Source organism: Micromonospora sp. CNZ322, assembly GCF_007827755.1.
Genome location: NZ_VITD01000021.1, coordinates 63,133 through 76,112, shown reverse-complemented (window position 1 = coordinate 76,112; position 12,980 = coordinate 63,133). Strand labels below are relative to the sequence as shown.

Here is a 12,980-nt window from a genome sequence, read left to right as displayed (position 1 = left end):
GCTCCCCCAAGCATGGGCCGGGCCGTCGCGCTGTCTACTGTCGCACCATGAGCGAGCGGAGCGGGCGGGACACCCGGGCCGGCGTAGCGGGGACCCCGCGCGTCGGCGGGCGGGACAGGGAGGCGTGATGAGCGATCGTTTCGTGGTCGTCGGTGCCGGCACGATGGGGCTTGGCATCGCGTACGTGGCGGCCGGCGCCGGGCACGCCGTCGAGTTGGTAGAGGTGGACCCCGAGCGGGGTGCGGCCGCGCTGAACCGGCTCGCCGAGCTGTGGGAGCGGGCGGTGCAGCGCGGGAAGCTGAGCGCCGACGAGGCCGCCACGAACCGGCAGCGGGTGAGGCTGCGCCCGACCCTCGCCGCTGTCGCTCCCGCGCCCCAGGTGATCGTGGAGGCGGTGCCGGAGCGCCTCGAGGAGAAGCGTGCGGTGCTCCGGGACGCCGCCGCGCTGCGCCCGGCGCTGCTGGGCAGCAACACCTCCAGCATCGCCATCGGGGCGCTGGCCGCCGAACTGGACGCGCCCGAGCGCTTCCTCGGCCTGCACTTCTTCAACCCGGTGTGGGCGATGGCGCTGCTGGAGATCGTGGTCGGCCCGGCCACCGCCGAGGAGACCACCGCCGCGGCCGTCGCGCTCGCCGGCCGGCTCGGCAAGGACCCCGTCGTCGTACGCGACATGCCCGGCTTCGCCACCTCCCGGCTCGGGGTCACCCTCGGGCTGGAGGCGATCCGGATGGTCGCCGACGAGGTGGCCAGCCCGGCGGACATCGACAAGGCCATGGTGCTCGGCTACCGGCACCCGATCGGGCCGTTGGAGCTCACCGACCTGGTCGGCCTCGACGTGCGGCTGGACATCGCCCGCACCCTCCAGGCCGCGTACGGGGACCGCTTCGCGCCGCCGCCGCTGCTGGTGGAGATGGTGGCCTCGGGGCGGCTGGGTAAGAAGTCCGGTCAGGGCTTCTACCGCTGGGAAGACGGTGTCAAGCAGTGAGCGGGCTGCGGATCGAGGAGCGGCCGGACCGGCTGGTGGTCACCCTGGACCGGCCGGAGAAGCGCAACGCCATCGACGCCGACCTGATCGCCGAGCTGCACCAGGTCTGCGCCGAGTTGGAGGCGCGCCCGCGCCTGCTGCTGCTCACCGGTGGGGCGGCGGGCATCTTCGCCGGTGGTGCCGACATCGGCCAGCTCCGCGAACGGGGTCGCACTGACGCCCTCGCCGCGATCAACTCGGCGGCGTTCGCCCGCATCCGGGCGCTGCCGATGCCGACCGTAGCGGCCGTCGACGGTCCGGCGTTGGGCGGTGGCGCGGAGCTGGCGTACGCGTGCGACCTTCGGGTGTGCACTGCGCGGGCGGTCTTCGGGCAACCGGAGGTGCGGTTGGGCATCCTGGCTGGCGCCGGCGCGACCCACCGTCTGCCCGCGTTGATCGGCGAGGGCCGGGCCAAGGAGCTGCTCTTCACCGGCCGGCGGGTGGACGCCGCGGAGGCACTGCGGATCGGCCTGGTGAACCGGGTGGTGGACGAGCCCGGCGAGCTGCTGACGGTGGCGCACGCGTTGCTGGACGAGATCGCCCTGGGCTCACCGTTGGCGGTGCGACTGACCAAGCTGGCGGTGGACGCGCCGGCCGCCGCGCACCCGCATCTCGACCTGGTCAGCCAGGCGGTGCTCTTCGAGGACGACGAGAAGCACCGCCGGATGACCGAGTTCCTGGAGCGTCGCCGGCCGCGCTGATCCGGCGTACCAGAAACGGCCGCACCGGCGGGAAGCCGGTGCGGCCGTCGTGGGTTTCGGGTACCGCCTACTGCCGGATCTGCACCCCGGCGTCGGCCAGGCCACGGATCACCTGGGCGGACTCACCGAAACCGATGATCAGTACGGCGTCCGCGCCGAATTCCTTGATCTCCTTCGCGCCGCCGCTGAAGTCGACCGGAGCGGCCTTCGCGTCGGCCGGCGGCTCGTACGTCAACAGCTTGAGCCGGTCGTTGGCGATACCGGCCTTCTCCAGCTCGTCGCGGACGGTGCCCTGCAGGCCCTCACCGTAGGAGTCCTTGCGGGCGACGATGACGATCTTCTGCGACCCGTCGCGGAGGATCACGTCGGCCAGCGCCCGGCCTTGGAGGCTGTCCGGCGGGGCGGTACGGAAGTAGAGGCCCTGGTCGTCGACGTCGGTCAGGCTGCTGTCGGTGTTGGACGGGGAGAAGAGGATCTTCCCGGCCTGCACCACGTCCGGCAGCACCGCCCGGGAGATGCCCGAACCGCCGGCACCGATGATCACGCTGACGCCATCCGCCACGTGCTTGGCAACCGTCGCCTTGGCCACCGCCGGGCTGGTGCCGTCGTCGCCGTCGAGCCACGTCACCGGCTTGCCCAGTGCGCCGCCAGCGGCGTTGATCTCCTTGATCGCCAGCGCGGCGCCGGCGGCCATCGGCGGGTAGGCGATCGAGAGGTCACCGGTCTTCGGCAGCAGGCCGCCCAGGATCAGCGGCTCCTGGTCGGCGGAGGCGCCACCCGGGCGCTGCTTCTTCGGCTTCGGCGGCGTCTTGGTGCTCGCCGCCGACTCGATGCCCGCGCCGACGAACTCGGTCTTGCCGTCGTTGATCTGCTGCCCGTCGAAGGTCAGCGTGGCGTAGCTCGCGGTGGCCGGCTCACCCTTGTCGGTGAAGCCCGCCCGGGTCAGCGACACGCCGCGGTACTCGATGTCCTGCCCGTTGCGGGCCAACGCGAGACAACTGGCCGGGTCCTCGCAGCGCTGCCCGTCGTTGGTCACGGCGACGATCTGCTTGGTGATGGCGGCCGGGTCGGTGCTCCCGGCCAACTGGGCGGCGAGCACGGCGATCACCACCGCGTCGTACGTCTCGGCCGAGTACACGTAGTCCGTCAGCGCCGGATTGACGGCCCGTAACCGGCCCTTGAAGTCGTCTGGGAGCGGTACGAGGGGCGTGGTGCCCTTCATCCCGTCCACGAGACTCGCCCGTTCCTTCAACTCGGCAGGATAGGAGTTGAGCATGTTGCCGTCCGTGCCGTAGAGGCGCACCTGTTGGGCGCTGGCCTCTTCGGGCTTGTCTTCCCCGCAAGCGCTTGTGGCGAGCAGGATCGTCGCGCAGGCAGCCAATGTGGCTACCCGCGAGCGGCGTGATACGAACATGGTCGTCCTTCCTCCGGCGAAGGTCCGCTGCGCACATTAGCGTGCCGAGGCCGGCGGCGGGACCGTGGAGGTGGCGTAATGCGCAGGTAGCTCGCGTTGAACACGGACAGTGACGGTTGCGGGAGGCGCTTGACCACCCGTCCTACTGTGCGCTGCGTGACCGACCTACCACAGCAGACGTTCGATGACGCGGCCGCCGTGCTCCGTTCGGCGCTGACCGGCGATGGAGACGCGGTGGTGGGAGCGTTCGACGCGGTCGTCGACCGGGCCGGCCTGGACGGCGCGTACGGCGTCGCATGGTGCCTGGCCGCGACCATGCTCGGTGACGCGCCGGCGGCCAGCGGGGCGGCGCTCGACTTTCCGGGAATCGATCAGGCCGGGTACGACACCCGCTGGGTGGCCCGCTTCGTCAGTGCGTACGCGAATCGGGACGAGCCGACCGGGGAGGCGCTGTTCGGCGCGGCGGCCGCCGACGGGCTGCTCCCCGACTGCCTGCTCACACTCGCCGGCTCGACGATCGCCACCCTGCGCAGCCGCGCCGGGTGACGCGCAGCCGGGTCGCGGCGTCCGTCGGGGGGCGGACGCCGCGACCGTGCGGGCCGGTCAGAACGCGTGGTACGCGATCAGCGGTTCGTACTCGTACCGCAGGTTCTCGAAGCGGACCCGGAAGTTGACGCCGTCCCGGACGTTGGTCGCCACCGTGATCCAGCCCGAGTTGGCCGGCAGGTAGGTCCAGTAGTTGCAGGCGCTCGTCTTGTCGACGAAGATCACGCACGCCTCGGTGGCGTACACGCTCGCGTTACGCACGTTGATGTCGCGACAGCGCGTCGTGGTGCGGTACTGGCCAGCCGAGCCGCCGTAGCGGCCGGTCTCGAAGTACGACCGGACCGCCCCGCCGTAACAGGTGGCGAGCGGAGCGAACGCGTTCGGCCCGGAGCTGACCGGCGTGGTCGGTGTTGTCGGCTCGGCCTGCGCGGGCGTGCCGACGGAGAGCAGTGCGACGGCCGTGGCGACGGCGAGCAGACGAGCGGTCGGGGATGGCATCCGTTCGTTCCTCCAAACAGTTGGCTGACCGTCCGTATCGGACTGATCATCTGACCGTGACGATGATACGTATCGATTGATTGCGGCGCGGCCCCGATGATGTCCGGCCCGTGTGGTAGCTCTGTAGGCATGTCCGAGGCCATGCTCAGCAAGGTGCGCAAGCTGCTGGCCCAGGCCGAGGACCCGGCCTGCACACCGGCCGAGTCGGCCGCGTTCACCGCCAAGGCGACCGAGCTGATCGCCCGCTACGGCGTCGACCGGGCGCTGCTCGCCGCCCGGGACCCGACCACCGACCCGGTCGGCGATCGAGTGCTGGACGTCGTCGCCCCGTACGCCCGGGACAAGGTCGGCCTGCTCGCCGCGGTGGCGGAGCCGCTGCGCTGCCGCTGCGTACGCCGTCGGCAGGGCAACGGCTTCGCCCTGCACCTCTTCGGCTTCGCCAGCGATCTGGAACGGGTGGACCTGCTCTTCACCTCACTGCTCGTGCAGGCGGCGCACGGCCTGGCCGCCACCGAGGTGCCCGCGGACGACCACCCCGCCGCCTTCCGCCGCTCCTGGCTGGCGGGCTTCGCGGAGGTGGTCGGAGGTCGACTCTGGGCGGCGGAGTCGGCGGCGGCCAGCGAGTCGGGCACACCGTCGATGGCACTGGTGCTGGCCGACCGGTCCGACCGGGTGCAGCGCCGGCTCACCGAGGAGTACCCACGGCTGCGTACCGCACCGCCACGTCGGTTGGGCGGCACCGGCTTCGGTTCAGGGGCGGAGGCCGGTCAACGCGCGAACCTTGGTGGTCGGGACCTCGGCGGTGCCGCTGCCGGTCGGCGGCTCGGCCGGTGACCCGGTGGGTCGTCGGTCGGTGACCCGGTGGTTCGTCAGGCCGTCGCGCTGGGGCGGTGGCGCGACACCGTGGCGACGTAGCGGGTGAGCAGTTCGTGCCAGCCGGCCGTGAGCGCCTTGCGGTAACCCTCGGCAGCCTCGCCGTGCCGGTCGAAGTGCCGGTGCTCCAACTCGACCCGAGTGTGTTCCGGCCCTTCGGTATGGAACAGCACCTCGACCTCGCTCGCGCGGGCCGGGTCCGGCACCGGCGCCCGATCGGGGCCGATCTGCCAGACGAAGACCAGTCGGCGAGGCGGATCCCAGGTGAGCACCCGGCCCCAGTCGGCGCGGAAACCGTACGGGCCGATCTCGTAGAGCATGCCGCCGGCCCGAGGCTCCATGCCCAGCTCGGCCAGCGCGTCCGGGCCGGACCAGGTGTATTCGGTGACCCACCAGTCGGTCAGCTCGTCGGTGAAGACCGCGAACGCGTGCTCGGGGGAGCCCGGGACGAGAAGGCTGCACCGGAGAGAGAACTGGCCGACGTCCTGCCGGATGTCGGCCGGATCAGTCAATTCCTGTCCCATAGGCCCGGACCATACCGGCTGATGCCTCGGTGTGCAGCTTCACGCGATGCCCGGTTCCAGACAGAGGGTCGTCGAGTCGTCACGGACGGGATGGCCCGCCGGAAAGCGGGTAACCGCGCGCGACGGCCCGGACGACCGGGCTGGTGTGCAGGTGGGGCGGGAGAACATGAGCGACAGCGGGCAGCAGCGGGAGCCGGACCGGAACGTCGACAGCGAGGACCCGGACGTCCTGCTCGACATTCCGAAGATCTCCGTCGACTCCATCCGACTGGCGGTCGACGGTCTGGAGGCCGACCTGTCGCTGCGGGCCCGGGTGGCCAACCTCCTCCAGGTCGACGCCGGCGTACGCGTGCACCTCAACGGCGGCGAGTTGAACATCGACGGGGTGAACGCCGAGGCGCAGCTGCGGGTGCGGTTGGAGCAGCTGACCAGAATCCTGGGCCGCGCGCTCGACACGCTCGACCACAACCCACACATCATCGAGGCGCTCGCGCGCACGGCCGGCACCGCCATCGAAGACGTGAACCGCAGCAACCAGCAGTTGGCCGCGGGCGCAGCGGAGATCAAGGCGTCGAGTCGACGCTCGGACGACGTACGCGACGAGCCGGGCCAGCAGGTCGGCGCGGCCAGCCCGGTGGCCGACCGCGACCGACTGGGTTCCGACCGGCCGGGTCCGGGTCGGCCATCGGGTTCTGGCCGGCCGGGCCCTGATCAGCTCGGCCCCGGTCGTCTGGGTTCTGATCGACCGGGTGCGGGTCGGCCGGAGACGGGTGGGTCCGGGGCGGGGCCGGGCGGCTCGGGACCGGGTGCCGGCGGCCCAGGGCCGCGAGCCGGCGGCCCAGGGCCGGCCGACCAGACGCATGCGCAGGGCCAACAGCCGGAGGGCCAGCATCCTCAGGGACGGCAGCCAAATGGACGGCAGCCGGGGGGCCGTGAGCCGGAGGGCGGCGCGCCAGGTGGCAACCTTCCGGAAGGCATGCGGTCCGAGGGGTCGCGTCACGCCGGTGGAGAGCGGCCCGAAGGCGCGGGTGACGGGAAGCGCCCGGCAGGTGCGGGCCGGGACCAGCAGCGCCCCGAGGGATCGGCGGGGCCGGCGGCCGGGGAGACCGGCAACAAGCCCGGCCAGTCGGCTGCGTCCGGTCCGAGTCCATCCGGGGATGGCGGTGGTGGTCTGCCGGGCGCTGCGCAGGCCGCGGCGCAGAGCGCAGCCCAGTTCGCCGAGCAGGCGGGGGAGACGCTGCGAGAGGCCGGACGCAGCGTGTGGGAGGCGATCCAGGGCAGCGTGGCCCAGCATCGCCCGCAGGGTCGCCGGGACCACTGACGCCGTCGCCGCGACCACTGACGCCGCGCGGTGGTCACGTTCGGCGCACGGTCGTGCGGTAACGTCCGCTGTCCGGTCGTGCGGTGAAATCCGCCGCGAGGTGCGTCAGGTCCGGTGCACGGTGCCGTCCGTCGTGCGTGACGTCCGCCGCGCTGCTCCGATGCGAAGGCGACCCCGGGCATGATCGACTCGGTTTCCTTGAAGTCGCGGTATCGCGCCTGCTGGGACACCGCGACTTCAAGAAAGTCGTGTTGATCACGCAGGCTGGCCGGGGCTGGCCGCGCAGGCTGGCCGGGGTTGGTCACGCGGGCTGGCCGGGCCTGGTCATCCAGGCCGACGGGAGGTGTCGGCGACAGACCAGGAGTAGCCCACGCGGAGAGTGGTGGGTGCGGCCGTCATTGAAAGCGACCCGCAAAAGCAAGATCCCCACCTGCGTTTCCGCTGGCGGGGACCTCTGTAGCCCGGCGAAAGGCTATGTGGCCAGGGGCGGGGTCGAACCGCCGACCTTCCGATTTTCAGTCGGACGCTCGTACCAACTGAGCTACCTGGCCGTGTCGCTCGGCTCATGTTACCCGGCAACCGGACGAACCGGCGGCAAGGCGACCTGCTCCGATACGCAGAACGCCGCGCGGGGCGCGGCGTCAGCGCTGCGGTCCTGACGGGACTTGAACCCGCGACCTCCGCCTTGACAGGGCGGCGAGCACTCCAACTGCTCCACAGGACCTAGCTTGTGTTGCTCCGGCTTTCGCCGGTCGTGCCTTGCTCCGGCTTTCGCCGGTCGTGCCCCCAACGGGATTCGAACCCGTGCTACCGCCTTGAAAGGGCGGCGTCCTGGGCCGCTAGACGATGAGGGCGGCCCCGCCATCATTGCACATTCGCAACTTCAAGCGGACTTGCTCCCATCCGGCCCCGCCGGAGGCTTGGAAAGCATACGTGATGCTCCGTCGGTCGACAAAATCGGTGTCGGCAAGGGCTTGGGACGGTCTATAACCGCAGGTCAGAGCGGTTCTAGTGGAGTCGGGTGATGCCGAAGCGCTTCTTCAGGTCGGCGATCAACTTCGGGCACGCGGCGAGTGTCGCGGCCCGATTACCGCCCCCGTCGTGCAGAAGAACGATCCCACCGGGCCGGGTGGCGGCGTGGACCCGCTTGCCGATCGTGGCCGCTGTCGGCTTGTCCCAGTCCTGCGGGTCGACGGACCAGTGCAGCGGACGCATGCCGAGGTCCTTGGCCACCCCGAGCACCTCCGACGTCCACCGGCCGCCCGGCTGCCGGTAGAACGACACCTTCGCCCCGGGAGCGGCCTTCTGGATGGCCTTGTTGGTGCGGTCCAGGTCGGCCCGGATCTCGGCGACAGGTCGACGGGCAAGGTCGAGGTCGTGACGCCAGCTGTGGTTACAGAGCTGGTGTCCCTCCCGGACGATCCGCCGGACCAATTCCGGGTGACGCTGCACCTCGCGACCGACGACGCAGAAGGTCGCCGTCACCTTGGCGGCCTTCAGTTGGTCGAGCACCTTGGGTGTCCAGGCCGGGCTGGGCCCGTCGTCGAACGTCAGGGCCACCGGGCGTACGCCGGTGTTGCGTCCCAGACCGGAGGGGAGCTTGGCCGGCAGCGGCCGCAGTGGCGGCTTGGCCGACTTGGTGACGCTGGGGTGGGGTGTCGGGGTGGGCGGCGTGGTCGATTCCACCGGCCGTGGAGCGCCGGCGGGTGCGATGGTGCGCTCCGGCTGCGCACAGCCGGAAAGGACCAGCGCCATGGCGAGGACGGACGCCAGGATGGCGCGGGCTTGCATCTGCTCGCTCCCGGAGGGTCGGGGTAGGCGGACCCGCCCGACGGTAGTTCACGCCGCGATCCGGCGACAGTGCGATCAATCACGCCTCGACTGGTCCAGGGAGTCGCGGACGGCGGCGGAGAGCGAGACCGCCTCGGCCAGGTCGACCGGCCGCACCACCCCGGCGGGCAGCGTGTCGGCTCGCCAGCCGGGGCCGGCGGCCAGCACCAGCAATGGGCGTCGGGGCGCGGCGAGCAGCGCGCTGAGTTGGGTCGGGTCGGCGGTGGCCCGGGTGTGCGACCAGAGCACCACGGCGGCCGGTCCGGTCCGGTTGACCGCCTCGACGAGAGCGGCCACCGGCACCCTGGCGCCGAGCATCCGGTAGCTGACACCGGCCTCCGCGAGAGCTGCCGCCAACGCCTCCAGCGGCAGGGTGTGCTGTTCCTCGTCGGCGCAGGAGAGCAGGATCCGGGCCGGCCCGGTGGGAACGTTGGCCCGGCTGGCCGCCGCGAGCGCCTCCGAGACGCAGCGGGACATCAGGTGTTCCACCTCGATCAGGCCGGCGGTGGCGGCGTGCCGTTCGCCGATGCCGGCCAGCACCGGGCGCAGCAGGCCCTCCCAGGTGGCGACGACCCCGCTGGCGGCCAGGGCGTGCGCGATCGTCTCGCTGATCGCCGCAGCGTCCAGTCGCATGGCGGCCCGGGCCAAGCCACGGGCCGCCGGGCCGGCACGACCGACCGGGATGGAGCCGCCGCCGTCACGGCCGGTCGGGTGGATCCGGGCGGGGGCGAGGGTGCCGCTGCCGTTGGGCATCGGCTCCGGTGCCTGGCGGGCCCAGCGGGCCGCCTCGGCGGGGCTCACCCCCTCGGCGGTGAGCCGTCGCATGATCTCGAGACGGGCCAGATCGCTGGCTGTGTACCGTCGGTGGTGACCGGGGATGTGTTCGCTGGGCCCGAGCCCGTAGCGCTGGTGCCAGGTGCGGAGGGTCGTCACCGCGACCCCCAACCGACGTGCGACAGCGCCCGCGCTCAGCGCCTCATCGACCACCCGACCGCTCCGCCGTGTCATCCGCCGGCGATCCGGGCGGCGTCATGGCCGGGCCGGTTGCGCCCGACCGGGACTCCGCGGGGCGTAGCAGCCGGTTCACCACCCCGCCCAGCCAGGGCGCGTACGACCGGGGGTCGAGCTTCAACTCGGTCTCCAGCGCGGCGGGGTCGGCCCATCGCAGCTCGGCGACCTCGTCCGGATCGGGCAGTAGCGGAGCGCCGGGCAGGAACTCGCCTCGCAGTACGTGGTCGTACTCGAACTCGACCCGACCGGTCGCCGGGTCCTCTGCGTAGTAGACGTAGATGCCGACCTCGGTCAGCTCGACCGGGCCCGCGCCCAACTCCTCGCTCAGCCGTCGGTTGGCCGCCTCAGCGAGCGACTCGCCGGGCTGGGGGTGGCCGCAGCAGGAGTTGGCCCAGCGCAGAGGGAACCGGGTCTTGACGCCGGCTCGGCGCTGGAGCAGCACCTGGCCGTCCGGGTCCACCAGCAACACCGAGAAGGCCCGGTGCAGCTGCCCGGGTGGTTGGTGCGCGGCGGCGACGGTCGTCTCGCCGTGGGCCGTGCCGGTCTCGTCGACGAGCTCGACGAGGTGCTTCTCACGACTGCTCATCGGCCTTCCCCGGTGATCCGGCCGGCGGCGAGCTTGCCGGAGATGAGCACCATCGGTACGCCGACGCCGGGTTGGGTCCCGGAGCCGACGAAGACCACGTTCGGCAGGTCGCGGTGCAGGTTGGACGGGCGGAACGGCCCGGTCTGGAAGAGGGTGTGCGCGGCGGCGAACGGGGTGCCGGCGGCCATCCCCTGCTCCTCCCACTCGGCGGGGGTGATCGCCCGGAGCACCTCGACCCCGGCGCCGAAGCCGACGTAGCCGCGCTCCTCCAGGGTGCCGATCAGCTGGTCGGTGTAGCGCTGGGTCAGGTCGCCGCGCCACTCGAACGGCGCCCGGTGCAGGTTGGGCACCGGGGCGAGCACGTAGTAGGTGTGTCGGTCCGGCGGGGCCACCGCCGGGTCGGTCCGACTCGGGTTGGTCACCAGCAGCGACGGATCGGTCATCAGCTCACCCCGTCGGATGACCTCATCGAAGGTGCCCTTCCACGCGCGTCCGAAATGGATGTTGTGATGGGCGATCTTCGCATAGGCCTGTCGGGAGCCGACGTGCAGAACGACGCAGGACGGTGAGTAGGTGAGCCGACGCTGCGGCGCGGCGGGGAGCAGGTCCCGGTAGGCGACCGGCAGGTCGGGGTTGAGCACCACCACGTCCGCCGGCACCAGGTCGCCGTCGGCGGTGAGTACGCCGGTGGCGCGGCCGTTCACGGTCTCCACCCGGGTCACAGTGGTGTCGTACCGGATCTGCACGCCGTGCTTCTCGGCCGCGCCGGCCATCGCCCTGGAGACCGCGTGGATGCCGCCGCGTGGGAAGTAGACCCCGGCCACCGAGTCGAGGTACGCGATGACCGCGTAGATGGCCAGCGCGTCGTGCGGCGCGAGGCCGGCGTACATCGCCTGAAAGGAGAAGATCCGCTGGGTACGCGGGTCCCGGAAGAACTGGTTGATCTTCGTCTGGAGGCGCCGGAAGGCCCCGCCGCTGAGCAGCTTGAGCAGGTTGCCGGTGATCAGGTCGGTCGGCGCGTCCAGGTTGCGCTCGATGAAGTCGGTGCGTTCCAACCGCCACAGCTCTCGCGCGTACTCGACGAACCGCAGGTAGCCGTCGGCCTCCCGGGGCCCGCAGACCCGGGAGATCTCGGCCGCCATCCGGGTGGTGTCGGTGAGCACGTCGAGGGTCGAGCCGTCCGGGTAGTACGCCCGGTAGGCGGGGTCGAGCGGGGTCAGGTCCAGCCAGTCGTGCAGCTCCTCGCCGACCGCGCCGAGCGCCTCGGCGATCAGGTCGGGCATGGTGAGCACTGTCGGGCCGGTGTCGAACTCGTAGCCGTCCACGCCGAGGCGCCCGGCCCGCCCGCCGGGCACCGGCTCTCGCTCCAGCACTGTCACCTGCCGCCCGCTGCCGGCCAGGTGCAGCGCGCAGGCGAGCCCGCCCAGCCCGGCCCCGACGACCACCACCCGGTCCGTCCGTCCTGTCACCGTCCGCACGTGACCACCTCCTTGCTCAAGTCGCTCATCAGGCCCGCCGGTTGGCAGCGGCGGTGGCCAGACCGGTCAACGCGGTCCGCGCCGTCTGGTCCACGGGTGCGGCGTCGAGCGCGGCCAGCGCGTCGCTGACCCGCTCGGCGATCATCTGCTCCACCCGGGTCACCGCGCCGGTCTCGGCGACCAGCCCGGCGAGCGTGTCGACCGATCCGTCGGCGGCCCGCTCCAACGCCGTGAGCTGGGCCGGCGTGGCCAGCTCACGGGCCAGCATGAGCAGCGTGGTCGGCTTGCCGGTGCGGAGGTCGTCCCCGGCCGGCTTGCCGGTGGCCGCCGGGTCGCCATAGACGCCGAGCAGGTCGTCGCGGAGCTGGAACGCTTCGCCGACGGCCAGGCCATAGCGGGTGTACGCGGAGACCAGCGGATCGTCGGCGGGCACCCCGGCCAGGCAGGCGCCGAAGAGCAGCGGTCGCTGGACGGTGTAGCTGGCGGTCTTGTAGCGGGCCACCCGTAGTGCCCGGTCGACCGACCAGCTCGCCGGGTCGTTCTCGCCGAGCACGTCCAGATACTGCCCGGCGACCGTCTCGACCCGCATCTGGTCGTAGCAGCGGCGCACCTCGAAGAGGCGCGTCGACGGCACCGAGGCGTGGGCCAGCAGCTGGTCGGCCCAGACCATGCAGAGGTCGCCGATGAGCACGGCGACGGCCTCACCGAACCGGCCGGGATCACCTCGGTGGCCGGCGGCGACGTGCTGTTCGGCGAGCGCGACGTGCGCGGTGGGCCGGCCGCGGCGGGTGGTGGACGCGTCCATCACGTCGTCGTGCACCAGCGCGAAGGTGTGCAGCAGCTCCAGCGCGGCCAGCGCGGGCAGCACGGGTGGCAGCGCCGCGGTGCCTCCGACGGCCCCGCGCCACCCCCAGTAGGCGAACGTGGACCGGATCCGCTTGCCGCCGGTCAGGACGGCTTCCCGTGCGGTGGCGGCGAAGCTGCCCATCGACGTATCGATGTCGTTGAGGGTGTCGACCTCGGCGGTGAGGAAGGTGTCCAGGGTCTCGTCGACCGCCGTGACCAGATCGTGGGTATAAGCGGCCAGAACGGCGCGGACCGGATCGTCCCCGTCCCCCGGCCCTGTCGGCGCCACGCGGGTCACGTTGCCCGCAACTGCGTCGTTGGCCATGCG

13 protein-coding genes and 3 tRNA genes are annotated in these 12,980 nt (G+C 72.0%); 5 read left to right on the top strand and 11 right to left on the bottom strand.

Translation table 11 applies throughout. From position 1 onward, the window contains the following. Nucleotides 1-127: 127 nt before the first annotated feature. Together FB453_RS31825 and FB453_RS31820 are read left to right on the top strand one after the other, a co-directional pair. Nucleotides 128-985, top strand: a complete 858-nt coding sequence (locus tag FB453_RS31825; RefSeq protein WP_145796210.1) for a 3-hydroxyacyl-CoA dehydrogenase family protein — start codon at nt 128-130, stop codon at nt 983-985. Continuing rightward, nucleotides 982-1,725, top strand: coding sequence for an enoyl-CoA hydratase/isomerase family protein (locus FB453_RS31820; RefSeq protein ID WP_091396017.1), 744 nt, complete (start codon nt 982-984; stop codon nt 1,723-1,725). The genes FB453_RS31825 and FB453_RS31820 overlap by 4 nt, the downstream gene beginning before the upstream one ends. A gap of 67 nt (nt 1,726-1,792) precedes the next feature. Here FB453_RS31820 and FB453_RS31815 read toward each other — a convergent pair whose 3' ends face one another. After that, a complete protein-coding gene (locus FB453_RS31815; RefSeq protein ID WP_145796208.1) occupies nt 1,793-3,139 on the bottom strand; it encodes an ABC transporter substrate-binding protein in 1,347 nt (448 codons plus the stop codon). A gap of 156 nt (nt 3,140-3,295) precedes the next feature. Between FB453_RS31815 and FB453_RS31810 the strand changes: the two genes are divergently transcribed. Further along, on the top strand, nt 3,296-3,685 hold the full coding sequence (locus tag FB453_RS31810; protein WP_091396011.1) for a hypothetical protein: 390 nt from the start codon (nt 3,296-3,298) through the stop codon (nt 3,683-3,685). Nucleotides 3,686-3,742: 57 nt separating this feature from the next. On the opposite strand, the gene FB453_RS31805 is transcribed toward FB453_RS31810, so the two are convergent. Continuing rightward, complete coding sequence (locus tag FB453_RS31805) at nt 3,743-4,183, bottom strand: hypothetical protein (protein ID WP_112586221.1); 441 nt, start codon at nt 4,181-4,183, stop codon at nt 3,743-3,745. A gap of 129 nt (nt 4,184-4,312) precedes the next feature. Here FB453_RS31805 and FB453_RS31800 point away from each other — a divergent pair, with 129 nt between their 5' ends. Next, the gene (locus FB453_RS31800; protein ID WP_091396006.1) at nt 4,313-5,017 is read left to right on the top strand and encodes a DUF2786 domain-containing protein; all 705 of its coding nucleotides are present in this window, start codon (nt 4,313-4,315) and stop codon (nt 5,015-5,017) included. Nucleotides 5,018-5,052: 35 nt separating this feature from the next. On the opposite strand, the gene FB453_RS31795 is transcribed toward FB453_RS31800, so the two are convergent. Next, nucleotides 5,053-5,580, bottom strand: coding sequence for an SRPBCC family protein (locus tag FB453_RS31795; RefSeq protein WP_145796206.1), 528 nt, complete (start codon nt 5,578-5,580; stop codon nt 5,053-5,055). A gap of 46 nt (nt 5,581-5,626) precedes the next feature. Here FB453_RS31795 and FB453_RS31790 point away from each other — a divergent pair, with 46 nt between their 5' ends. Further along, nucleotides 5,627-6,901 carry a hypothetical protein gene (locus FB453_RS31790; protein ID WP_145796205.1) on the top strand — a complete coding sequence of 425 codons (1,275 nt, stop codon included), beginning with the start codon at nt 5,627-5,629 and terminating at the stop codon, nt 6,899-6,901. A gap of 477 nt (nt 6,902-7,378) precedes the next feature. On the opposite strand, the gene FB453_RS31785 is transcribed toward FB453_RS31790, so the two are convergent. The 8 genes from FB453_RS31785 to FB453_RS31750 form a co-directional block, all read right to left on the bottom strand. Further along, nucleotides 7,379-7,452 (bottom strand) — tRNA-Phe (locus FB453_RS31785). A 99-nt stretch (nt 7,453-7,551) separates the two neighbouring features. Then, nucleotides 7,552-7,625, bottom strand: a tRNA-Asp gene (locus FB453_RS31780). Nucleotides 7,626-7,682: 57 nt separating this feature from the next. Next, nucleotides 7,683-7,755 (bottom strand) — tRNA-Glu (locus FB453_RS31775). Nucleotides 7,756-7,909: 154 nt separating this feature from the next. Beyond that, nucleotides 7,910-8,692, bottom strand: a complete 783-nt coding sequence (locus tag FB453_RS31770; RefSeq protein WP_145796203.1) for a polysaccharide deacetylase family protein — start codon at nt 8,690-8,692, stop codon at nt 7,910-7,912. A gap of 75 nt (nt 8,693-8,767) precedes the next feature. Then, nucleotides 8,768-9,718, bottom strand: coding sequence for a MerR family transcriptional regulator (locus FB453_RS31765; protein WP_145796260.1), 951 nt, complete (start codon nt 9,716-9,718; stop codon nt 8,768-8,770). Further along, nucleotides 9,708-10,328 (bottom strand): isopentenyl-diphosphate Delta-isomerase, encoded by a 621-nt coding sequence (gene idi / locus FB453_RS31760; protein WP_112698774.1) that lies wholly within the window; start codon nt 10,326-10,328, stop codon nt 9,708-9,710. The genes FB453_RS31765 and idi overlap by 11 nt, the downstream gene beginning before the upstream one ends. After that, complete coding sequence (gene crtI, locus FB453_RS31755) at nt 10,325-11,806, bottom strand: phytoene desaturase family protein (RefSeq protein WP_091395988.1); 1,482 nt, start codon at nt 11,804-11,806, stop codon at nt 10,325-10,327. The genes idi and crtI overlap by 4 nt, the downstream gene beginning before the upstream one ends. Nucleotides 11,807-11,834: 28 nt before the next feature. Next, complete coding sequence (locus FB453_RS31750) at nt 11,835-12,977, bottom strand: polyprenyl synthetase family protein (RefSeq protein WP_112586231.1); 1,143 nt, start codon at nt 12,975-12,977, stop codon at nt 11,835-11,837. Between the last annotated feature and the right edge of the window lie 3 nt (nt 12,978-12,980).